This window comes from Pelovirga sp. C15f (assembly GCF_057178085.1).
This window is the reverse complement of sequence record NZ_JBXUCV010000007.1, coordinates 101360-125221: the sequence shown is the minus strand read 5'-3', so window position 1 is coordinate 125221 and position 23862 is coordinate 101360. Positions and strand designations below refer to the sequence as shown.

20 protein-coding genes are annotated in these 23862 nt (G+C 53.0%); 8 read left to right on the top strand and 12 right to left on the bottom strand.

Features of this window, described 5'->3' with window-relative positions; all coding sequences use genetic code 11:
• The 10 genes from AC1931_RS13860 to AC1931_RS13815 form a co-directional block, all read right to left on the bottom strand.
• Positions 1-406: chemotaxis protein CheW (locus tag AC1931_RS13860; protein ID WP_483877878.1), on the bottom strand; the 406-nt coding region annotated here is incomplete at its 3' end.
• Positions 403-783 (bottom strand): response regulator, encoded by a 381-nt coding sequence (locus AC1931_RS13855; protein ID WP_483877877.1) that lies wholly within the window; start codon positions 781-783, stop codon positions 403-405. The genes AC1931_RS13855 and AC1931_RS13860, both read right to left, overlap by 4 nt.
• Positions 784-1101: 318 nt before the next feature.
• Positions 1102-2538: a sigma-54-dependent transcriptional regulator gene (locus tag AC1931_RS13850; protein WP_483877876.1), complete on the bottom strand. Its 1437-nt coding sequence runs from the start codon at positions 2536-2538 to the stop codon at positions 1102-1104.
• The gene (locus AC1931_RS13845) at positions 2525-4108 is read right to left on the bottom strand and encodes a two-component system sensor histidine kinase NtrB (protein ID WP_483877875.1); all 1584 of its coding nucleotides are present in this window, start codon (positions 4106-4108) and stop codon (positions 2525-2527) included. Before AC1931_RS13845 ends, AC1931_RS13850 begins: the two co-directional genes overlap by 14 nt.
• A complete protein-coding gene (locus tag AC1931_RS13840) occupies positions 4105-6279 on the bottom strand; it encodes an ATP-binding protein (RefSeq protein ID WP_483877874.1) in 2175 nt (724 codons plus the stop codon). The genes AC1931_RS13845 and AC1931_RS13840 overlap by 4 nt, the downstream gene beginning before the upstream one ends.
• Entirely contained in the window at positions 6276-7445 is a 1170-nt protein-coding gene (locus AC1931_RS13835) for a PAS domain-containing protein (protein WP_483877873.1), read from the bottom strand. The genes AC1931_RS13840 and AC1931_RS13835 overlap by 4 nt, the downstream gene beginning before the upstream one ends.
• 39 nt (positions 7446-7484) lie before the next feature.
• Positions 7485-9233 (bottom strand): sensor histidine kinase, encoded by a 1749-nt coding sequence (locus tag AC1931_RS13830; RefSeq protein WP_483877872.1) that lies wholly within the window; start codon positions 9231-9233, stop codon positions 7485-7487.
• A gap of 36 nt (positions 9234-9269) precedes the next feature.
• The gene (locus AC1931_RS13825) at positions 9270-10379 is read right to left on the bottom strand and encodes a bacteriohemerythrin (protein WP_483877871.1); all 1110 of its coding nucleotides are present in this window, start codon (positions 10377-10379) and stop codon (positions 9270-9272) included.
• 96 nt (positions 10380-10475) lie between these two features.
• Positions 10476-13013 carry a chemotaxis protein CheB gene (locus tag AC1931_RS13820; protein WP_483877870.1) on the bottom strand — a complete coding sequence of 846 codons (2538 nt, stop codon included), beginning with the start codon at positions 13011-13013 and terminating at the stop codon, positions 10476-10478.
• A gap of 187 nt (positions 13014-13200) precedes the next feature.
• Positions 13201-15498, bottom strand: a complete 2298-nt coding sequence (locus AC1931_RS13815; protein ID WP_483877869.1) for a sensor domain-containing protein — start codon at positions 15496-15498, stop codon at positions 13201-13203.
• A 362-nt stretch (positions 15499-15860) separates the two neighbouring features.
• Between AC1931_RS13815 and AC1931_RS13810 the strand changes: the two genes are divergently transcribed.
• Genes AC1931_RS13810 through AC1931_RS13775 form a run of 8 tightly spaced genes read left to right on the top strand, consistent with a single transcriptional unit; the run spans position 15861 to position 21873 of the window.
• Complete coding sequence (locus tag AC1931_RS13810) at positions 15861-16436, top strand: DUF3833 domain-containing protein (RefSeq protein ID WP_483877868.1); 576 nt, start codon at positions 15861-15863, stop codon at positions 16434-16436.
• A complete protein-coding gene (locus tag AC1931_RS13805; protein ID WP_483877867.1) occupies positions 16420-16977 on the top strand; it encodes a chalcone isomerase family protein in 558 nt (185 codons plus the stop codon). Before AC1931_RS13810 ends, AC1931_RS13805 begins: the two co-directional genes overlap by 17 nt.
• A 2-nt stretch (positions 16978-16979) precedes the next feature.
• Positions 16980-17414 carry a nuclear transport factor 2 family protein gene (locus AC1931_RS13800; RefSeq protein ID WP_483877866.1) on the top strand — a complete coding sequence of 145 codons (435 nt, stop codon included), beginning with the start codon at positions 16980-16982 and terminating at the stop codon, positions 17412-17414.
• Complete coding sequence (locus AC1931_RS13795) at positions 17411-18130, top strand: SDR family NAD(P)-dependent oxidoreductase (protein ID WP_483877865.1); 720 nt, start codon at positions 17411-17413, stop codon at positions 18128-18130. Before AC1931_RS13800 ends, AC1931_RS13795 begins: the two co-directional genes overlap by 4 nt.
• Entirely contained in the window at positions 18127-19365 is a 1239-nt protein-coding gene (locus AC1931_RS13790) for an NAD(P)/FAD-dependent oxidoreductase (protein ID WP_483877864.1), read from the top strand. The genes AC1931_RS13795 and AC1931_RS13790 overlap by 4 nt, the downstream gene beginning before the upstream one ends.
• On the top strand, positions 19362-20099 hold the full coding sequence (locus AC1931_RS13785) for a DUF1365 domain-containing protein (RefSeq protein WP_483877863.1): 738 nt from the start codon (positions 19362-19364) through the stop codon (positions 20097-20099). Before AC1931_RS13790 ends, AC1931_RS13785 begins: the two co-directional genes overlap by 4 nt.
• Complete coding sequence (locus AC1931_RS13780; RefSeq protein ID WP_483877862.1) at positions 20096-21358, top strand: class I SAM-dependent methyltransferase; 1263 nt, start codon at positions 20096-20098, stop codon at positions 21356-21358. Before AC1931_RS13785 ends, AC1931_RS13780 begins: the two co-directional genes overlap by 4 nt.
• Positions 21355-21873, top strand: coding sequence for a DUF2878 domain-containing protein (locus AC1931_RS13775; RefSeq protein WP_483877861.1), 519 nt, complete (start codon positions 21355-21357; stop codon positions 21871-21873). Before AC1931_RS13780 ends, AC1931_RS13775 begins: the two co-directional genes overlap by 4 nt.
• A 58-nt stretch (positions 21874-21931) precedes the next feature.
• Here AC1931_RS13775 and AC1931_RS13770 read toward each other — a convergent pair whose 3' ends face one another.
• Both AC1931_RS13770 and AC1931_RS13765 read right to left on the bottom strand, forming a co-directional pair.
• On the bottom strand, positions 21932-22660 hold the full coding sequence (locus AC1931_RS13770) for a TSUP family transporter (protein WP_483877860.1): 729 nt from the start codon (positions 22658-22660) through the stop codon (positions 21932-21934).
• Positions 22661-22674: 14 nt separating this feature from the next.
• A complete protein-coding gene (locus AC1931_RS13765; RefSeq protein ID WP_483877859.1) occupies positions 22675-23820 on the bottom strand; it encodes a glycosyltransferase family 2 protein in 1146 nt (381 codons plus the stop codon).
• Positions 23821-23862: the final 42 nt, after the last annotated feature.

Here is a 23862-nt window from a genome sequence, read left to right as displayed (position 1 = left end):
CGGCGATATAGTGTTTGCGATTGCGACCGGTGGCGGGGGGTGGCTCGATCTCGGTGGCGGGGATGGTGATGACTTCGCTGACCTTGTCGACCACCAGACCGACGGAATTATCGTTGACGTTGACCACGACGATACAGGTACGCTCATCATGATCGCGGTGGGCCAGGCCGAAACGGCGGCGCACGTCGATGATGGGAATCACCTTGCCACGCAGGTTCAGTACCCCGATGACATGATCGGGCAGATCGGGTACCGCAGTGATCGGCTGAATCCCGATAATCTCGATCACGTGGCGGATTTCAATGCCATAGCCTTCACTGGCCAGATCGAAGGTTAGGTACATCCCTTCCATGGAGTCTTCATCCATCGAAGACAGGTCACGGTTTATCTCTTGTGTGGCGGTCATAATGCTCTCTCCTTGGGTAAACAGGTGGTTGCTGTCAAACAATCTCTAAGACGGTCGAGAAGATCGTCGGGGTGACAGATGATGCCAGTGTGAGCGGGCAGGTGTGCCGACGGCCTGTTGTCCCGCTGCAGAAAAACGACCGGCAGGGCCAGTCCCGGCAGATCCCTCAGCAGCTGGTGTTCCGGCTCAGTCCGGCAGAAGGAACAGATCAGCAATAGATCGAAGGTGATGACCTGCAGCCGGTGTGCTGCCAGCCAGTTCATCGCCTCTTCGACCGTCCGTGCATGGGTGCCGCAGATGCCTGCCAGATGAAGAAGGAAAACCAGGTGGGGTACCTGTTCACAATCTGGTTCATAAATGAGGATGGTTTTTTTCATCGTCGCCCTGTTCTGTTATTTGATGTTTCACAATAGAGCAAGGTTTGTGCCAGTTAATTTAAAATAACTAATCCACCATTGTTCGCGGGTTTATGTCGATGGGGCGGTGATGGAATTTTCAACCTTAGTTGAAAGAAACTCACAAGAGTGGATCTATCTTGCTGATATTAAATGGTATTTAATTTAAATCAACTTATATTGAAGCATCAACATTGGTTGATGCTGGGGGAGGGAAGTAATGCGCAGTGAGAGCTGTTAGTTCTACTGCCGGTTATCGGGATATTCTTTGGGACGACGCCTGATGGGGAAATAACCGTTTCAATTGCTGGGTCGCTGTTTGAGACGTTTGCTCAATGCCTGAGGACTGATACCGAGCATACGGGCAGCGCTGGACTGATTTCCGTCAGCACGGCGCAAAGCTTCATCGATCAGGGCCTGATTGACCTGTTTGATGGTTGGTAACTGGCTACCGAAGGCGATGGTGATATTCTCCGGAGTGTGTTCGTAAGCATTGTAGCCGTCTTCCCGGGCATGTTCATTGAGAGAGCCGGTAAGGGTTTTTCTGAACTGGGTCAGGGAGAGAAAGGGCCCCTCATGGAGACTGATGGCATCATAGATCATCGCCCTGAGTTCGCGAATATTGCCGGGAAAACTGTAGCTGGAGAGCAGGTTGATCAACTCGGGTGGTACCAGCGGTTTATCGCAGCCAAAACTCCTGGCAGCCTCGACAAGCAGTGAATTAATCAGTAGTGGCAGGTCTTCCTTGCGCTCACGTAGTGGCGGGATGTCGATCAGGTGGGCGCAGAGTCGATAGTAGAGATCTTTGCGGAAGGTACCCTGTGCGACTTTGTCTTTAAGGTTGTGGTTGGTAGCAAACAGAAAACGCGTTCGTACTTGCTGCGGGCGATCACTGCCGAGGGGATAATATTCACCTTCCTGCAGTAAACGCAGCAGTTTGATCTGGGATGACGGTCCCAGATCACCGATTTCATCAAGAAAGAGCACTCCGCCGGCAGCTTCCTCAATCATTCCCTTGCGGGGTTGATCCGCGCCGGTAAAGGCCCCCCTGGCATGACCGAAGAGGGTATCGCTGAAGACCATGTCATCGAGTCCGGCGACGTTAACGGCGATCCAGGGTTTGTCCGGGCAGCGCAGCTGGTGGAGGGCGCGGGCGATCAGTTCTTTGCCGGTACCACTTTCGCCGGTGATCAGAACCGGTTCCTGGCCGCGGGCGATAGCGCGCAAGTAGGAAAAAATGCCACGCATTCTGCTGCTGCAGGTGCTAAAAGGAGTAAAGGCCGGATGCTCGGTTTCTTCCTGGCGCAACAGTCGTTCAGAGAGTTCACGGTTCTGGCGGCGCAGTTCGATCTGCTTCAGGGTGCGCATTATGCCGGATACCACGCGTTCGCGTTCGTCGGTTTTGATGTAGAAATCTTCAGCACCAGCCTTAACGCAGCGGATCGCTGTTTCTATCTGATTCATGCCGCTGATGATGATAACCGGAAGATCAGGAGTATTTTCCTTGATCTGTGCCAGCAGGTTTTCACCATTGATGTAGGGCATGTTGAGATCGATCAGTGCCAGACTGCAGATGTGTTGCTGCAGCAATCCAATCGCTTCGCGACTGTCACTACACCGGATGACATGGTTAATGCGTGCCGATACCTTGAGGGAGAGGGACATGCTGTGCAGCCACGCCGGTTCATCATCAACCATCAGGATCGGCAGTTCGGGGTACAGCTCATTGTGTGTCATGGGATGAATCCTCCTGCGCGGCCGGCAGCATCAGGGTGACTGTTGTCCCCTGGCCGGGAGCAGAGGCAAAATCGAGATTACCGTGATGCTCCCTGACGACGCGGATCGATACGGACAGGCCCAGACCGGTGCCCCCTTCCTGCCTTTTGGTGGTGACAAAAGGTTCAACAATGTGTTCAAGGATATCGGCGGGGATTCCTTTGCCTTCGTCGCGGACAATCACAAAGAGTTTGTCGCGTTGTTCTGAGCAGCTGGTTGTCAGGGTTATTTGCTGGGAACGGCTGGTGAGGGCCTGGCAGGCATTGATGAGCAGATTAATCACTACCTGTTCGATGCGCCCCTGAATACCTCTAAACGGTGGCAGATCCTTGCCCAGATTGACATCAAAGTGGTCCGTGACACCTATCATCGTATTGTTGACCAGGCGGACACAATTTGTGGCAACTTGATTAATGTCGACGAATGTCTCTTGATTGAGCAGATCCTGGCGGGTAAAGTCGCGCAGATCATCAACAATCTGTTTGATGCGCCGGGCTGAGTCCTGTATGGAGCCGACCATCCGCGGCATTTCCTCGACCAGATCAGCACCGCTGAGCCCACCAAATGTACAATTGGAATCACTCGGCAGCGATTTCTGCAGATAGGGTAAAAGATCACTCAAAAAACCACCCAGCATGTCGCTGTTATAACGAATCAGCGCATTGGGATTATTGATTTCGTGAGCGACCCCGGCAGAGAGTTCCCCCAACACCGCCAGACGTGAGGTGCGCGCTGCTTCGTCCTGCAGGCGCTTCTGTTCAGTGATGTCGCGTTTCATAATGATCACCCGGGTGACAGTATCGGTTGGATCACAAAGTGGAATCGCACGGGTTTCGAAGGTGCGGCCATCGGGCAGGGTGATAATGCTGAGGGCTGGTTTGCCCGATTGGATCGCTTGTTGTGCAGCACAGAGATCACAGGGGTCATCCTGATGGTACCAGAGAAGGTGGCAGGATTTTCCGACCAGCGCTTCAAGCGGTTGGTCGAACAGTGTGATGGTGGCCTGATTGGCCCAGATGATTGACAGGTCGGCAGCAAGCAGCATGAAGCAGTCGGGTACGGCATCAATCAGACCGTTAAACTCTTCAAACAGCTGGCGGTACTTTTCTTCGCTGGCACGCAGGGCCTCTACTGCTTCCCGACGTTCTGCACGAACATGCCATTCCCGCAGGGCGCGAAGGACAGTCCAGCGAATATTGACAAAGGCCTCGGAGGACTTGACGACATAGTCAAGGGCCCCGGATTTGAGGGCTTCAACCGCCAGTGCTTCGCTACCGCCTGCAGTTATGACCAGGATCGGGTAAGGCGTTTCGGTTCCGAGTTCCTTTAGTAACTCTAAAGCATTGCCGTCCGGCAGATTCAGGTCCAGCAACAGAACATCGGGTGGAACCCTGGTGATTTCCTCCCTGCATGACAGCAGATCGGCCACCACCCTCACCGTGAACCGCTCTTGAGCCTGGTCTAAAGAGCGTTGAATGATCCCGACATGTGCGGCTTCGTCTTCAACAATGAGGAGGTTGATAGTGGTCATGTTATTAAGCTTTCTGATATGTCAGTTACAAGCGCATTCGGCAGGGTGAATTTGAAGCAGCTTCCTCGTCCTTTTCCTTCCGATTCGACCCAAATCTGTCCACCGTACATTTCGACGATACGTTTGACCAGAGCCAGTCCGAGGCCGCTGCCGGGGCTGCTGATGTCGAGCTGGTCAAAAAGGCCGAATATCTTGCTCTGGTCTTGTTTGGCAATACCTATGCCGTTGTCGCTCACATAAAAGACCGGCGACTGTTCAGCTTCTTCAACGCCGACCTCGATGACGGGTTGTGTCTGTTCTCCCATGTATTTGATCGCGTTTTCAATCAGGTTCTGCCAGATCTGTATCAGATGGCTATGGCTGGCGTAAAGAGACAGTCGACAGGGAATAATGACAAATTCGGTGCCATGGATCTTAAGCGGGCCGGCGGCCAAACGACCAAGTTCTTCGGCCAGACAGTTGAAATCGAGGACGGTAACGGGCTCGTGGTTTTCCGGAAGCAGCAGTTTGCCGAGGTCGTTTAATAATATATTCATCCGCCGGGTTGCGGTACGGATATGTTCCATGTCGTTGGCAACCAGGTGTTGGTCGGCACCGGCGAGATCCTGTTCGAGAAAGCCGAGAAAGGTTTCGATGGTGACCAGGGGGGTGCGCAGGTCGTGGGAGATGGTGTAACGGAACTGCTCCAACGCTGCATTGCGTTGTTCCACCTCGCGCAGAGATCTTTCTGCTTGAAGTTGCGCCAGGTTGGCGTCCTGCATCTGATTGAGTAGGGCGAGCTGGGTTTTTTTGAGGCGAATCAGTTCGGCTTTTTGTTGTTCCCGGATTTTGTTCTCCAGCTGTCGTTGCTCAGTCACATCGATAAAACAGGCCAGCCGTCCCTGATCGATCTGAATCACCGAAATGAACACAAGATGTTCTGTTCCATCTTGGGAATGGATGCAAAATTCGCCGACCTCGATATGTCTGTCTGCGTTGTCGGTTTGTGTGAGGGTGTGAGCCCAACGCTCCATCACCTGCTGCCGATAAACAGGATCGGGATAGGCTCGTGGCCACCAGTCACTGATTGTCGGCACGTCTGAAAGGGAGTAGCCGAACAGTTTCAGATACTGTGAGTTGTGCGCCAGAATGTTACCGGAGTCGTCGGTTAAGGCCAGGGCGACAGGGTTTTGGTCGAACAACTGGCGAAACTTTTCCTCGTTTGAGCGCATCTGCTCACGGATGGTGTCGAGCATGCTGCGGGCAGTTAAAAATTCGTCCATGGTGATGTCCTGCGCAGGGATATCAGGCTGGATGACGGAATTGACGTCCCGCTGCAATCGGCGGCTGGTGTATCTGCCGATGAGCAGACCGACAATGGTGGTCAAAAGGATGCCGGCAATCAGTGGAATGGCCGTCGATACCAGAGGTGATTTCCAGGCCGGGGCTGAAATTCTTAAAAAAACCGACCAGCCTGATAGTTCTGAGGCAACCTGAAATTGTTCTATTCGCGGTGCAGCAGAGTCCATGCTCCAGGTTTGTTCGGTGTTGCAGGCGATTGATTCGTAGTTGCTGTCGTGGAGATGGATGGTCCAGCCATCCGGCAATGAAAATCCCTTCAGATAGTCATGAAAGTGCCGGGTGGCGATGGGGGCGACAAACACAAAAGGGGTTTGGCCGTCACGCACTGCCGGCGCGGCTATAATGACCATTGGTTCTTCGGTCAAGACCCCGACAAAGATATCACTGATAACCGGACGACCACTTGAAGCTGCCGTCATGGCTGTTGCTGCAGCATGTTCCGGCGGGTGCGGCATCGTGCTATCGAAGGGAAGTCGGGAATGGAGGCGAACGCTGACAGAATCTCCGGTTTCGAGCAGGATGATATGGTTGCCAAACCCCTTGAAAAACCCCTGGGCCTGATGGTGAAGCAGCGGCCACAGGGCTGGATCGTCCACCAATCGCGACTCTGCCAGCATCTGCAGGGCATTAATGCGGGCATTAAGGAATTGATCTACATCGGTAATCAGATTTTTTGCCAGATGTTCCATCTCTCGGAGCTGTTGCCTCTGCAATGAGCGAACGCTGTCGAAAGCCAGCCACGAAGAAAGAAGAACCAGGGGAATCAGGCACAACAGGATGCGGCGAATCAGAAAAGCGTTCAGGGATGTCAAAGACGGTGGCGTTTTCACGATGACGGTTTTTCTCCATCTGCTTCAGCAAATGACAGGTCAAAGGGTGGAGTTTTGCCCAGCATCCGGGAAAGTGCGTTGATCTGGCGCTTCAACGCGATCATCTGTTCTTCCCGTCCGATGGAGAGGGCGTGGTAGCGTTCAAGTTCGGTATTGCGATCCAGCAGGGCTTTTTTTGCCTTTAAGTGATCGCTGACATCATGGGCCAGTACCACCTCCGCTTTGCGCCCTTCAAAAGTCAGGGTGTGGGAAGTGATCTCCACCGACAACAATCTGCCGTCTTTGGTAATGTGCTGCCAGGTACCGGCTTGATCGAGGCCATCGGTGACTGTGGCGATATTGTCCCTTAGCCTGCTGATATCTTCCGGCGGGCGGATGTCGCGAATGGTCATGGCGAGAAACTCTGCGCGACTGTAGCCGTAATGGGTGATGGCGGCGTCATTGACCGTCAGAAAGGACAGGGTGTCGAGATCATATACCCACATGGGGTGGGGGTTGGCATCAAACAGCATGCGATAGTTGGCTTCACCAATACGCAATTGTTCCAGCAGCTGTTTTTCTTCAGTTATATCGATCAGGACGCCATATATATCAGTTACCTGCCCTTGTTTGTCACGCGCCAGCCAGGTACGATCTTCCAGCCAGATCCAGTGCCCATCCCCATGACGAAAGCGGTATTGTTGCTGATAGCTGTCGGGTCCATGAGCAAAATACCGGCCAACTTCTGCTTCAATACGGGGTAGGTCGTCAGGGTGGATCAGCTCTTCATAGGTGAGTTCACCGCAGCGAAACTCCTCAGCGTTGTACCCCCATTGGGCGATATTGTCGCTGATGAAGCTAACCGGCCAGCCGGTCGCATTGCTCCAGCAGATGCTGACGGCAGGAGAGTGCCTGGTCATGTCAGCGAGTCGCTGCGCCTGGATCTGTTCCCGGCGCAATGATTGTAGTGACCGGTAGATCAGCACATAGATCAACACTGCGCTGAATAACACAAAAAGTACTCCCTTGATCGTCTGCCAGTCTGTCAGCTGGGCAGGAGTATCGATGACAAAGAGCAGCAAGTGGTCACCGACATAGATCCAGAACAGCGAGAACAGCAAATAGATCAGGGTCATCCGACCGGCCATCAGCCGATGTTGACGTGATATGTCAACCGGTTGTGTCATCAAAATTTCCTGTCACTAGAGATTGCAATGAGTACCTGTTTATTCAGACCGAGTCGCCCCGTTGCTCGCCGGCTGGTCCTTGGTGCCCTTGGCCATGGGGGCATGGCTGATCAGGGCTGTCGGCAGGGTGAATTTAAAGCAGCTGCCGTGCCCGACCCCCTGGGACTCCAGCCAGATACGCCCACCATACAGCTCGACAATTTTCTTAACCAGAGAAAGTCCCAGACCGGTTCCATCGCTGGCGCGGTTGAGCTGGGTAAAGATAGTGAAAATATGCTGATGATGCTCAGGGGCGATCCCCATGCCATTGTCGCAAACAAAAAAGATCGTTTCGTCTTGCTGGTACTCGACGCCGACGGAAACTTCTGGCCGGGGCTGGTCGCCCATGTACTTGATAGCATTTTCAATAAGATTCTGCCAGATCTGTCCGAAGTGCAGCGGATCACCGCTCAGTTCATGAGGTACCTCGGCAACCGCAGTTACAACCTGTCGTTGTTGCAGGGGACCGGCAAGCGCTGTCAGGCAATCGGCAATCAGCTTTTTTACCCGGAGGGACTGCACTTGAGAGTCGACCCTGCCGATGCGGGAAAGTTGCAGCAAGGCCTCCAGTAAGGTTTCAACCTTTTCGGTCGCACCGCTGATGAATTCCAGGTCCTGCGTTACCATCGCCTGGTTATCATCCTTGATATCCTGTTCCAGCATCTTCAGAAAGGCTTTTATGGTTACCAGCGGGCTTTTAAGGTCGTGGGAAACCATGTACACAAAGCTCTCCATCTCCTGGCTTTTTAACTTTAGTGACAACTCGGCTTGTTTCAGGGCGGTAATGTCATGGGCAATGCCAAAAACCCTCGACTCATCAACGGGAATGGTATGAAGCTGAGCAACCCGGACGTCTCCATCAGAACGCTGATAGGTGACCAGTCCCAGATCCATACTGTCCTGGAAATTATCAAGCTGCTTCAGCCGGTTACTTGCCTTGGTGGGCGTAAGTTCCCTGGTCGTCATTTCTTTCAACCGTGAGATGCTATATCCGGTAAGCCGGGAAGCCGCAAGATTGGCATCCAGGTACCGACCGGTTGATTTGTCAACGATGAAGATGGCATCGATTGACATCTCAAAGAGATTGCGAAACTTCTTTTCGCTTGCATGCAGCGCTGCAAGGGTTTTCCTGATGTCGGAAATATCACGACCTACAAAGATAATGGCGATTAATCCATCGCTTTCAGAGGTGATTGCGCGGCCCGACCAACCGAACCAGCGCCAGCCATCGACGGTTAAAACCCTCTGCTCGAAATAGGTTGTGCCGCGGGATCTTCGTAACGACTCTATTGCTTCAGCTGTAGTGACATGGTTCTGATCTTGAACCGGGGGGATAAAACTGCGGCCCAGCAACTCTTTTTCGGAGTTTCCCGATATGGTGCAGTAGCTAGGGCTCACAAACTGTAAATGACCCTGGGGGTCAATCTTGACAATCAGATCGTTCTGGTTTTCGATCAGCAGCCGGAATCCCTCCTCCTGGTCACGCACGATCTGCTGAAGTCGCGCCGCATGGCTCAGAGCATTTTTGACCAGAAAAAAGATCAATACCACGCTACCGCAGACAAACAGCAGCCCCTTGTAGGTCTGAAATCTGGTCAGTGCATCGGGATCCGCCAAGAACGTAAGGAGCAGACGGTCGCCAAAGTAGATCCAGACAACCGAGAAGCATAAATAGATCAGTGCAATCCGCAGGGATGAATGGTATGGAGTGAGATTCGTAACAGGGTGTCGATCGGGTTGGTTCATCATGTGGGTCCAGTTTGCTCTGCCTGAAGAGAAATCTGCTCAGCTTATCATTCTGACACAATTTCTACCGGCCTCTTTGGCGGCATAAAGACTACGGTCGGCGGCTTTGATCAACGCATCAATGCTCTTCATTTCGAGCTGCCTGACCGCCACACCGATACTGACACTGCCTTGCCAGAAGCCCTCCCCGGCGGGAATCTGCAGGCCGGCAATGTGTTTGTGCAGCATTTCTGCCAGATACAGTGCCCCGGCAACGTCGGTTGCCGGGCAGATCAGCATGAATTCATCCCCGCCGAGACGGCAGACACTGTCGTCGGTGCGTACGGCCTCGGTCAGTTCGCGCGCCAACGCGCGCAACACATCGTCGCCGGCATCATGGCCGTAATGATCATTGATCTGCTTGAAGCTGTCGGCATCAATCATCATGCAGGCCAATGATTGATCCATTGTTTCGGCTTCCTGCCATAGTAAATGCAGTATTTCCATGGCCCGACGCCGGTTGACCAGACCGGTCAGGGGATCAGTGGAAGCCAGTCTTGCCAGATGGGTGTTGATGGTCTCGAGTTCGCAGGTGCGTTTTCTGACTTTTTCTTCGAGGGAACGGTTCACCTCGGTGAGTTGTCTGTTGCGCCTGGAGACCTGTTCAAACAGGTTTTTCAGCGAACGTAATAAAAGCGCGGTTCTTCTGTCGCTGTGACGCCCTTCTTGCGCGTATGCTGTTTGCGGACCTGTGCCGGTACCGATTGCCTGAATTTGTCTGGCCATCGCCATGTCGGTGCCCATAATGTGATAAGCCACCCAGTTAAGGAGAAAATCGAACAGACCACTGCCGATCTGATGCTGACTGCTCTGGTAGTCCTGGTAAAGACGTCCGACCTCGGCGATAAAACTTTGATGCATCCGGGTGTGTTCTTCAAAGTGTCGGGGGTCGATATGGGACTGGATCATCAGTCGCTCTTCCTCTTCAAAGTGATAACGAGTGTAATCGACCAGTTCGTCATAGAGGTTGCTGACATCAGTTTCATTGATCCGGTTATTGGCAAGGGAGTCGCCAAAAGAGTTGATCAGATTCAACAGGTGCTGGTGTTGCTGATCCGTTTCTTCAAGGCCGGTATCAAGTAGTTGATCCCATTCAAAAATTGGCGTCATAAAGGGTAGCTTTCGGTTGTTGTCGGCGAGCTGGTGCAGGCATTTTTCGGCCTTCAGACGCAATTACAAACAGGGTCCACTGAGTCCGGCATGACTTCAGTCCTTGCGCGGTTGGCTGCTTTGTGCAAGCAGGCTCAGATCAAAAAAAGTCAGTACAATACCGGCGTAGGCATTGGAAGCAATTTTGTAGGGGATGACGCGTAGCAGATATTCCTTGCCGTTCTTATCGTGGACGCGGTGAGCGCATTCTTTCTCCGGCGCCCGACAGGAGCTGATCAGTACTTCCAGATCCACGTCGACAAGGTTGTGCGTAATATCAATCAGCGGGCGCCCAATGTCCTGCTCGATAATGCGGAAAATCTGGGAGGCTTCGGGGGTGATGCGCCGCACTTCGAGATTTTCATCGAGATAGATGGTCGGCATTTTGATGATGCTGATGAGATTGTCCAGATCGTTGTTGGCCTCGGTTAGTTCCGTTATTTTACTCTGATATTCGGCGTTGACGGTATAGAGTTCTTCGTTGACCGACTGCAATTCCTCGTTGGTGCTTTGTAACTCCTCATTGCTCGACAGCAATTCTTCGTTGGTGGCCTGCAACTCCTCATTGGAGGTTTCGAGTTCTTCGACCGTGGCCTGCAGGCTCTCCTTGGAAAATTGCAGCTCATGCTCGAGATCGATAATTCGCTCTGCTGTTGCTGTGCCGACATTGTAGTCGTTGCGCTCAGTGCCGCCATGATGGCTGATATCGTCCTCGATGAATACGGCGACCAGTGATTCCATGCCGGCTTTGCTGGCGACCGGGCAGATCTTTACACGGATCGGGGCACTGCCATCATCCAGGCGGATATTGCTGTAGTTGAGTTCCTTTTTTTCGCGCAACACCTTCTGAATGCCGGTGGTAACCGGGATGGAGAGCTCCCGGATCAACAGGCGGCTGATGTCAGCCTGTATCTTGCCGGATGGAATGCGCAGAAAGCGCTGCGAATCACCAATAACATGGAGCAGATCGTTGGTACTGTTGACCAGCATGGCAAAGGGGATGTAGTGCTCGGCGATGACATTGAGGAAGCGTTCCAGAAGGCGATCATAAAGGTAATCACGCATGCCCCCGCCCATGCCCGGCTTGAATCCCTGTACACTCATGCGCCGATTCAGATCAAAAAGTTCCGCGTGGCGGTGGTGATGATCCGGCAGACGTTTTAAGCCCCGTGAACGCAGAATTTTCCATTTTTTATCAAGGGTTTCGAAAAAGGTGTCGGCATCCCCGACGGTTTCGCTGCTGCCGAGAAACAGCAGTCCCTGCGGCACCAGGGAAAAATTGAAGAGGTCAAGAACTTTCAGCTGACTGCTTTGCTGAAAATAGATGAGCAGATTGCGGCAGCTGACCAGGTCAATCTTGGTAAAAGGTGGATCCTTGAGCAGGTTGTGCTGGGCAAAAACGATCTGTTCACGCAGCGGGCGGATGACCTGATAGCCCTTGTCGGTCATGACAAAATACTTTTCCAGCAGATCACGCGGCAGATCGTTAATTACTGCCTCGGGGTAGAGACCGATGCTGGCAATCTGGATGGCGTCCCGGTCGAGATCGGTAGCGAAGATCTTGATCTCTTTGTCGATCTGAAGCTGCAGGAGGATCTCATTGACTATAATCGCCAGACTGTAGGCCTCTTCGCCGGTGGAACAGCCGGCGGTCCAGATGCGCACTTCCTGTTCTTCGTGGCGTTGCAACAGGTCAGGGAGATATCCCTCGCGCAACAGCTGATAGGCTTCCGGATCCCTCATAAAGCTGGTAACACCGATCAGCATTTCTTTAAACAGCTGCTCAATTTCAGACGGGTAGCGCTGACAATAACGCAGATAATCCTCAATGCTGTCAATGTGGTTGATGGTAATCCGGCGTTCGATCCGGCGGACAACTGTTGAGGGTTTGTAGAGGCTGAAATCAACCCCCTGGCGTTCACGCAGCATTTGAAAAAGCCGGCTTAAGGCATCCTCGTTATGCAACAGGGGGTTCTGCTCCAGGGTGGTGGTTTTAATCGGATGGTTGGCGTAGCTTACCAGTTGCGCCGGAATCTGCTCGGGGGGCAGGGTGAAGTCCTGCAGGCGGGCGGAGATGGCGCTGCGCGGCATGCCGTCAAAGCCGGCGGTTTCGGGATCCTGGACAATGGTCAGTCCGGCGACCTCCTTGATGGCGCGCAAGCCGCGGGTGCCGTCACTGCCGGTGCCGGAGAGAATAACACCAATCGCCTTGCGCCCCTGATCCTGTGCCAGGGCCTTTAAAAAGAGGTCGATGGGGTAGTTCATGCCGCGCTGGGCCGGATCTTTTTCCATCAGGGTTAATTTGCCCTGATAGATTTTCATATCCATCTTGGGCGGGATCAGATAGATGGCATTGGGCTGAACGGTCATGCCGTCCTCGGCCTGATGGACGGGCATGACGGTTTTTTTTGACAGGATTTCTACCATCAGGCTTTTGTAGTCGGGAGACAGATGCTGAACGATAACAAAGCCCATGCCGGTATCAGCAGGAAGATTGCGAACCACTGCCTCAATCGCTTCCAGTCCGCCGGCTGAAGCCCCCAGACCGACAATGTAAAGAGGTTCATTCGTTGTTTCCGATTGTTTTTTGGACATGGTTGCTTCCCTCTAGGGCGGCCACATTGCTGACCCGACCAGTCATCCCAGATAACAGGCCTTTAAAAAGAATTTTTAATTCTAGTCGAAGGCGAGTTTTTGAGCCAGTCATTTTTCCGGCCAGCTGGTATTTCGTTTGTTCCACCAGCAGGTTCTCGCGGGTCGTAAGGTCCGTGGCAGTTGAAATTCAGTGATTGCTGCTGTCGGCGGATGGCGGGCGCTGGTACCAGCTGCTCAGCGGTTGCCAGTTTGCCAGCCAGACAGGGATGTCTTTAGCGGGCATGGGTGCGGCAATTGCTGTCCCCTGGGCCAGGTCACAGACCAGATCAAGCAGCATATTGCCCTGTACTGCGGTTTCAACCCCTTCGGCAATAACGTTACGCCGAAAGGCTGCAGCCAGAGCAATAATTCCCTGTAATAGCGCCTGATCTTCGGGATTGTCGGCCATGTCATGAATGAAGCTTTGATCAATTTTTAAGGTCTGTGCCGGCAGGCAGCGCAGATAGGTGAGAGAGGAATAGCCGGTCCCAAAATCATCCAAAGCGACATCAATGCCCATCCTGCCGCAGCTGTTGATGGTGTCGGCAACTTCAGCCATGTTTGACAGTTCGGCGGTTTCCAGGATTTCCAAGCTCAAACTGCCGGGTGCAACCTCAGGATGGGCGTTCAGGAGCTTTTTGAGCCTGGTGATAAAATCCGGCTGCTGGAAATGATAGGAAGTAATATTAACACTGACAGGTAAGGGGTGTCCCTGCTGGTTCCAGATTGCTATCTGGCGCAGTGCCGTATCGATGACCCACTCCCCCAGGGTGACTCCCAGGGGTTCATGTTCAATCGATGACAGAAAGAGCGAAGGCAACAGCAACCCTCGTTGTGGGTGTTGCCAGCGAATCAGGGCTTCCACTCCAACCACGTCGCCGGTGCGCATATTGACTTTCGGTTGATAGTAAAGCACAAACTCCAGGTTCTTAAGACCCTGGTCGATTTCAGCCAGGTATTCGTGATGATCACTCAGTGCCCGATCCAGCCCGGCATCATAGAGATGCCAGCAGTTCTTCCCGGATAGTTTGGCGCGATACATGGATTGGTCGGCCCGGCGCAGCAATTGATCCGCAGCCAGGGTGTCTGAGCTGGAAAAAAAAGCAACACCAATACTGCTTGATACCTGGAGGGTTTGTCCTTGAAAGTCAACCGGCTGGGCGGCGGCGGCGAGCAGGCGCTTGATATAAGGGGTGCTGGAGTGGGTATCGTCCAGATCATCGAGAATGACAACGAACTCGTCGCCACCAAAGCGGGCGATGGTATCGCTGGCGCGCAGGGACTTTTTCATCGTTGCGGCAATGGTCTTGAGCAGATGATCTCCGGCAGCGTGACCAAAGTTGTCGTTGATGGATTTAAATCCGTCAAGATCAACGTAGACAACAGCCAGATACTGACCGTGGCGTTTACAGTGAGCAATCGCCTGCTGGAGGCGGTCGTCAAAGAGTTTGCGATTAGGGAGCCCGGTCAGGGGATCGTAGTGCGCCAACATCTCCAGTTGTTTCTGGTGTTCTTTAAGGGCACTGATATCGGTGTGCAGAGCTACATAATGGCGGGTCTTGCCGCCACCGTCATGTACATTGCTGAGAGTCAGAACCACAGGGACAATGTGGCCGTTTTTCTTGCGGTTTAATATTTCACCGCTCCAGTATCCTTTCTCAATGAGTGAGCGCCACATGAGGGCGTAAAACTCGGGACCGTGCTCTCCAGATTTCAGCAGGCGAGTATTCTGGCCGATAACTTCCTCGCGCTCGTACCCTGTGATGCGGCAGAAAGCCTGATTAACATCCAGGATTGTCCCTTGAGGATCAGTAATCACAACCCCTTCTCGGGCGTGAATAAAAACCGTTGCCATTTGTTCAAGGGCGACGTTGGCTTTTTCCAGTTCTGCCGTTTTTTCAAGGAGGGCATCTTCGGCTTTTTTCCGCTGGGTACGATCGAGCATTGTGCAGGCCAGGTGTTCAGTGTTCGGCAGCTTGCGTGCCTGCAGTTCAACCTCCAGGGTTGAGCCGGCAGCCTGTTTCAGGGAAAGGTTCACGATCTTGTTTTCAGGTTTATTAAACAGGGCCGGGAGGCGTTGGCGCAGAATGCCGGCACTATCATTGGTACAGAACTCCGCCAGAAAGCGCCGCTGGGCATCCTGTGCCGGAATTCCCAGCATGGTTGCAAAGGATTCGTTCAAATCCAGAACACGCCCTTTGTTGTCGATGGTAACAAAACCTACGGGTGATTGGTGGTACAGGCAACTGATGTGGTCAAGGGATTGTTGCAAACGTTGCTGGATTTCACGTAACTCCAGGTTCTGCATTTCGAGCTCGACCTGGTAGATGCGCAGTTCGTGTTCAGTGTGTTCCTGATCAGTCGCAACAGTGCGCTGCATGACTTCTCTGACTTTAGCTTCTGCTTCCTTTCGGTATCTGCGTGAGGCGTCATTGTCGTACATCATGGCGTCACCTGTTGGCTTGCCTGAGTCCGTTGAAGGTTCCCCGGCAGTGGCTGAGCAAATTACCTTAATAGGCTTTATTGAATCATAGTTCTACTATTTCAGTCCAGATTACCCCTTGAGATGAACGCTGCAATGATCTCAATTGTAATTTTTTACCGGAAAAATTTTTCAAATTATACAATAAAAACAATAATAATCAACTATATAAAAATTTGTCCTAGACAAAAAAATATCTTCAATATATATTACCAGTTAAGTTATCAAGTTGTTCAGGTTGGAAGCCGGATCATGGCCACTTTTGAGTTTTTTAACGGGCCATGTCTGGTGTTGGTTTGCTGTCAACGAACAAGGGGAAGTGGTCGATGAAGAAGAGATGGTTCGCATTTATTAGCGTCGTACTGGCGTTGTGGCTCCTGGCTGCCGGTTGCTCAGCGGTTGATGTCAAACGTTATGCCGGGCAACAACCGGAATTCGACCTGTTTGACTACTTTATCGGTGAGACCCGTGGCTGGGGCATAGTCCAGGATCGCAAGGGGGAGCTGCTGCGTCAGTTTGTTGTTGATATCAACGGCTATCTTAACGCTGCCGGCGAGCTGGTGCTGGATGAGCAGTTTGTCTGGAGTGATGGCGAGCACAGTGAGCGAATCTGGACCATCGAGAGGACCGGTCCCAACGATTTTCGTGGCCGGGCAGCGGACGTTGTCGGTGCCGCCGAGGGCGCAGTTTATGGCAATGCCCTCAACTGGAATTATGTGCTGAATCTTGAGGCGCGCGGTTCAACCTGGAAGGTGCGTTTTGATGACTGGATGTTTTTGCAGCCCGACGGGGTGCTGCTGAACCGCGCTACCATGTCCAAGTTTGGATTTGAACTGGCACAGGTGACGATTGCTTTTCAATCTGTTGACCCCCAAGGGACTGAAAATGCTGCCGATCTTTGATAAAAACTTGCTGCTGGTGTTGCTATTACTGCTGGTGCCGGCAGCGGATGTTCTTGCTGATCCTGCGGACGGACTGATAGTTCGGGGCGAAGGCAATGTCCGCTACATGGGTTTTATCCGGGTTTACGACGCTGAGCTGCTGGCCCCGGCGGATGCCGGGCTGACGGATGTGTTGCGCGCCCAGCGTTCTTTTTGTCTGCGACTGACTTACAGTGTTGACCTGACCGCTGAGAATTTTATCACCGCCGCTGAAGAAATCCTGTCGCGGCAATATTCGCAAGGCGAGCTTGCAAGCTATCGGCCGCAGATTGACCAGCTCCATCAGGCTTATCGCGATGTAACAAAAGGGGATCGTTATCGGCTCTGCTATGATGCTGCCAGTCAGTTGACCCAGCTGATTCTCAATAATGAGATCCTCGTCAGTGTTTTATCCCCGGAGTTTGCTATTCTTTATGCCGGTATCTGGCTGGACGCGGAGCAGCCTCTGGATGTTGGTTTGCGCAGGCGATTGCTGACTTCTCTGGCTGCAGAGGGAGAATAATAATGACCTTGGAACCGGCACTGGAAACTTTTTTTAATACTTACCAGCGACTGAACCGCAATAACCTGGAGCTGCTCGGTGAAATCTACAGTGATGATGTCCGTTTCAGTGATCCGGCCCACAGCCTCAATGGTCTGTCGGCTCTGCGTGAGTATTTTGCTGAGCTGTACGCCAATGTCGAGCAGATTACTTTCGATTTTTCCTCGCCAAGGATCAGCAATGATCAGGTGTTTGTGCAGTGGGTTATGCGTTTGCGGCACCCACGATTGAACCGCGGCAGTGAGATACAAGTGCCGGGTATCAGCTGCCTGCATTTTACTGAAAATGGCCTCGTTGATGAGCACCGCGACTATTTTGATCTGGGCATATTGCTCTACGAGCAGCTGCCCTTGCTGGGTCCCCTGGTGCGGGCGGTTAAAAGGAGGTTTGCAGCATGAACATTCTGATTACCGGAGCAACCTCGGGTATCGGCAGGCAACTGGCCCTGGATTACCAGGCTGCGGGCCATGAGGTCTGGGCTGTGGGCCGTTCGGCCACGGCACTGTCCGAGCTGGAAAAACAAGGGATTCATACCGGTCAGGTTGATCTGGAGAACCGCGAAGCGACTTTGTCCTGGTTTGCCGGGCTCGACAATCTTGATCTGGCGATTCTATCAGCCGGCAACTGCGAATATATCGATCTCCCCGTTTTTGATAGTGCCCTGGTGGCGCGAGTGATGCGCGCCAATGTGGAATCGCTGGCAAACTCTATCGAAGGGGTATTACCGGCGCTGCGTAAAGGCAGGAATCCCCATCTGGTCGGAATCGGTTCCTCCGCCGCCTTTCTGCCCCTGCCGCGCGCTGAAGCTTACGGCGCGTCCAAGGCGGCGGTGGCTTATATGCTCGATACTCTGCGCATCGGTCTGGCCGCAGAAGGGATTTTCGTCAGTCATGTCGCCCCTGGTTTTGTCAAAACTCCCCTGACCGATCGTAACGACTTTCCCATGCCCTGTCTGGTCACAGTCGAGCAGGCCAGTCGCGCCATCCGCAAGGGAATCGCTAGCGGTAAAAAGGAGATTCATTTTCCTAAAAGGTTTACCGGTACGATGAAGCTGCTATCTCTGTTGCCGCGCTCGGTGTGGCTGTTTCTTGCTCGAAAGATGATCAAATCATGAAACGTATCGCTGTCGTCGGTTCCGGAATCGCCGGACTAACCGCGGCCTATTATTTAAGTCGCAAGTACCAGGTGTCCCTGTTTGAAGCGGATAATCGTCTCGGTGGGCATACCCACACAGTCGAGGTTGAATGGCAGGGGGAACAAAGTGCCATCGATACCGGTTTTATTGTTTTTAATGATCGTACCTACCCGGGTTTCATCCGTTTGATCAACGAACTGGGGGTTGACTACCAGCCCACCGAGATGAGTTTTTCGGTCACCAACCCGGCCCTCGGTCTGGAGTATAACGGCAACAATCTCAGCAGTTTGTTTGCTCAGCGGAGCAACCTGGTGAATGTCGGTTTCTGGCGTATGCTGGCGGATATTGTGCGTTTTAATCGCCAGGTTCGCAAGGCCGCCATTGAATCGCCGGCAGGTACAACCCTGGGGACCTTTCTCGATCATCAGAGTTACGGTGCCCTGTTTATCGATAATTACCTGTTGCCGATGATCTCGGCGATCTGGTCAGCGGATCTGGAGCAGACACGGAAATTCCCCCTGGTGTTTTTTGTGCGTTTTTTTGAAAACCACGGACTGCTTAATCTGGTTGACCGCCCCCAGTGGTACAGCATCAAGGGGGGCTCGAGCCGTTACATTGAACCCTTGAGCGCACCCTTTAAAGAGAGGATCCATCTGGGCACCAGGGTTGAATCGATCATACGGCAGGCTGATAGGGTGAGGGTGGTAACCGCAGATCACGACAATGACTACGATGAGGTTGTGCTCGCCTGTCATGGGGATCAGGCGCTACGGATGCTCACTGAAGCGACAGCGGATGAGCACCGGATCCTCGGCGCCTTTCGTTTTACCACCAATGATGTGATTCTGCACACCGACCAGCGCTGGTTACCACAAAAACCGCGTGCCCGGGCAAGCTGGAATTACCATTTGCGCCAGCCGGGGCAGGGACGTTCAACCGTGACCTATTACATGAACCGGCTCCAGTGTCTTGATAAACAACATGACTACCTGGTGACCCTGAATGAAGAAATTCCAGCGGCGGCAGTCATCGGTCGTTACCAGTACGACCACCCGATCTTTGATCTGGAGGCGATCAGTGCGCAACAGCAGTGGTCGAGGATTTCAGGAACCGATCGCATTCACTATTGCGGAGCCTGGTGGCATAACGGTTTCCATGAAGACGGCGTCCAGAGCGCTGTGCGTGTCTGTGCTGCCCTGGGGGTGTCACCATGACCTCGGCTCTATATCTCGGGAAGGTAGCGCATCAGCGCTTTATCCCTCGCCATCACAATTTTTCCTACCCGTTTTTCATGTGGTTTCTCGACCTCGAAGAGGTCGATGATCTGCCTGACCTGGGACGCTGGTTTTCGGTAAAACGCTTTGCCTTAAGCCGTTTTTTACGTTCTGATTATCTGGGGCCGGCGAACGAGCCGTTGCATCTGTCGGTTAAACGCAGACTGCTGGAATTGACCGGTATGCCGGTTGATGGAACCGTCTGCGCTCTGCTCAATCTGCGCACCTTGGGATTGTATTTCAGCCCGGTGAATTTTTACTTCGGCTATGATCGCGAGGGTAATTGTACCCACATGCTTGCTGAAGTCTCCAATACCCCGTGGAATCAGCGTCATCATTACGCCCATCTGCTGGAGTCGGGACAGAGTCAACGCGACAACCCCAAACAGTTTCATGTGTCTCCCTTCAATCCGATCAATCAACATTACCGCTGGCAGATTGAACCACCGCTGGAGCAGGTACGGATTGTTATCGATGTTGATGATGAGCGCGGCCATCTGTTCCGGGCGCTGATCAACCTGAAGCGCGAGCCCCTGACCCTGTCGTCGGTGCGCCAACAGTTGCTCCGCAAGCCCGCAATGACCCTGTCGACCCTGGCGGGGATCTACTGGCAGGCGCTCAGATTGTATCTGAAAAAAGTTCCTTACGTTCCGTATAAAAAGGAGTTGCCATGATCTCATCTACCCTTAATTCTCGCTTTGTGGTTGGCCGGAACAGTACCGCCACCAAGGTCCAGGCATGGTCACGCTCATTACTGCAGCGTCTGTTGCAGCATCTACAGTATGGCCAGATTACCCTGATCGAAGGGGATCAGCAGATCATCTTTGGCCAGGAAACAGATTTCCATGCACAGATTCGCGTCAATAATCCGGCCTTTTATCCCAAAGTAGTATTCGGTGGGTCGATTGGTGCCGGGGAGGCCTATGTTGACGGTGACTGGGACGCAGATTGTTTGACGACCCTGGTGCGTATTGTCGCCCGCAACAGCAAGCTCCTCGAACGGTTGGAAGAGCGCTGGGCCTGGTTGACCCGCCCCTGGCAACGGGTGAAACATCTGCTGCGGAGCAACAATCGTTCCGGCTCCAAAAAGAATATTCTCGCCCATTATGACCTTGGTAACAGTATGTACGAGAGCTTTCTCGATCCGACCATGATGTACTCTGCGGCAATCTATCCCACCGCCGAGAGCAGTCTCGATGAAGCCGCGGTTTACAAACTTGACCACATCTGCCGACGCCTTGATCTGCGTCCTGAAGATCGGGTGATTGAAATCGGAAGTGGCTGGGGAGGTTTTGCCATCCATGCTGCAACCCATTACGGTTGTCATGTCACCACCACCACAATTTCCGATGCCCAGCACGCAGAGGCCGCCCGCAGAATTGCTGCTGCCGGCCTGGAGAATCGGATCACCTTGTTGAAAAAAGACTACCGCGATCTGGAAGGTACGTACGACAAGCTGGTCAGTATCGAGATGATTGAAGCTGTCGGGCACCGCTACCTGCCGCATTTTTTTGAGCAATGCGCACGTCTGTTAACGCCAGACGGGGTGATGCTGCTGCAGGCAATCACCATCCAGGATCAGCTCTATCAGCGTTATCTGACCGGTGTCGATTTTATTCAGGAGCATGTTTTCCCCGGCGGCTGTCTGCTCTCCAATCAGCATTTGTTGAAGCTGGTGAGCGAAAAAACCGACATGGTTGTGCGTGGTATCGAGGATTTCGGTCTGGACTATGCCAGAACCTTAAAAGATTGGTTTGATCGATTTACAGCAAATTATAAGAAAATTGAACATAAGGGGTATGATGAACGCTTCAAGCGCCTATGGAAGTATTATTTCTGTTATTGTGAGGGTGGATTTCGCGAAAGGAGCATCAGTGTTGTGCAATTGACCGCAACCCGCCCAGCCCATCTTAAGCCTCTCTCCAGATCATGAATCCGCTGCTGAACATTGCCATTTACCAGCTGATCTGGTTCGTTGCGGTGATGGGCGGAAATTCGCTGGTATGGTTGGCGATGGTGCTGATCATTTTACACTTTTCTCTCACTCCGATACCGAAAACCGATATTATTCTGGTCCTTCTGGTGCTGCTCATCGGTATTCTGGTTGATGGTGCCCTGCGCTTGTCCGGGTTTTTTATCTTTGCCGAAGATCACTTTCCAATCCCTTTGTGGTTGGCATGTATCTGGATGGGCCTGGCCACCGTGTTTAATCACAGCCTGGGCTGGTTAAAAAATCGCCTGTGGCTTGCAGCGCTGCTGGGTGCTATGGCTGGTCCAGCTGCCTATATTGCCGGAGGGCGCCTCGGGGCCGCTGAGTTCGGTGTGTCATTGCCATGGTCGATAGCGGTGCTGGCTGTTATCTGGGGCTTGCTGGTGCCGGGACTGGTGTATCTGAGTGGCAAGGTAGAGATTGGTGGAGATCGTCCGTTGCGCCTGTTGCTGAAATGAATCAAGGCTGGAGTGGCCGGACCCGAAAACCGCATTAACGCCTCAAAGGACTATTCGTTCAAAAATCGCCTGTTCCCAGCGCTATCCAGATCATCCTGATTGCGAGGATCGTCAGCAACAATTTAATCGTCCAGCGCAGCAAATCTTCGCGGGTGCGGTGGCGTATTCGGGTACCGAACCAGGAGCCGGCGGTAACCGATAGCACCATACCGGCAATCAGGGGGAGATAGCTTGCGAAGGCAAAACCGATCAGTCCAAAGATGGCGATTTTGACCAGATGGACTGTTGTCATCAGCGCAGCCATGGTAGCTACGGCCTGGTTACCGGTGAGTCCGTGTCGTAGTAAAACCGGCATATTCAGGGGCCCGGTAGCGCCGACAAACAGAGTGATGAATCCGTTGACCAACCCCAGGGTAAAAAATTTACCCGGCAGTTTAAGCTGTACCGGTCCTTGAGGTAGCCAGGTCAGTAACAGGATAAATAACCCCAGAGGGAGGGGAAGAGCCGTCGCCGGAAAAGATTGCAACACCGGCAGTCCGCAGATACCACCAAGCACCACGCCACAAACAAAGGGGATGAGCAAGCTGAAGACCAGCTCACTGCGACCGAACCAGGCGCGGGTCAGGTTGCTGCAAAGTTGGACCACGCCATGAACCGGTATCACCGCGATGGGGGGGAGAATCATTGCCATCACCGCCAGCAGTAACAGGCCGCCACCGAGACCGACCACCGCCGTCAAGGTCGAGGTGAAAAAAGCGACGATTATCAGCAGGAGTACCCCGGTCATAGACGTGATTCCAGTCAGACGCGATTGTTGCGCAATGCTGCCAGCGGATAAAATGTCCCGCGCCAATAAATTCCGCCCTGTAACAGATTGAGCACCATTGTCCGCAGCGAGATCGCACACAGCAGAATGACCGCAACCGGGAATCCGACCAGTTGCCAATAGGTGGTATTGAAACGCTGGGCACTGACCAATAATAGCAGACTGAGTATCCTCACACTCGCCAGGGGCACCAGCCGGGCCATGCCGTTGGTTAGTACCAGGGCCATATAAGGGTAAACGAACAAGCTCAACGCTGCCACCAGGCCACCAAGGGTGGTGGTAATCCGGTAATCGTTGCCGGCAAAGAGATTTTTCTCCAGACCAACGATCATCTCTTTGACGCTGCTGTACCACTGTACTTCAATCAGGTTACGACCAGAGGCAAATTGCTGGCGAAAACCATCATTTTTGATGATTTTACCAAGTTTCAGATCATCATCCGGGCGTAAGCGGATGCGACGATGCCCATCGACCTGGTGATAAACCGCAGCACGTACAAGGTTAAAGGCGCCAACGCCGACGTGATGTCGGTTACGGGGATCAGCCACCCGCCAGGGACGGGTATAAAGACCATAAAAGAAACCAAAGCAGGAAGCCATCAGGCTGAGCAGCATTCCGGGCATTTTCAGATCAGGACTGACGGCAAGATGATCAATCCTTTGTTGTTGCATCAGGCTGACAGCTTTTTGGAGGGTCTGCGGTGCCATAACGATGTCAGCATCGGTAAAAAGCAGCAGTTCTCCTGTGGCAATCCGGCTGCCCTGCCAGAGAGCATGGTTTTTCCCGAGCCAGCCTGAGGGTAACAGATCAATGGTCAGTCCTTTGAGTCGGGCATGGTTTGCCGCCAGTCGGGCAAGGATGTCGCCAGTGCCATCAGTAGAGCGGTCATTGATGACAATCACTTCCAGCTCAGGGTACTCAATCTGGAGCAGGGACGACAACGCCGCTTCCATAAATTTTTCTTCATTGCGGGCGGCAACGATGATCGACAGGGAGGGGAGCGGCTGCGGCACCGTGGAGCTGACCTGATCCAGATGGATTAGATGACGGGCTGCGAACACAAGTTCACGGGCGATCAGCAGATGAAAGATAAGAATTGCCAACGCCAATAAGGTGAGCATCAGGTCTCCGGATAAAATAAAGCAGCCCCGCCTTTTAAAGTA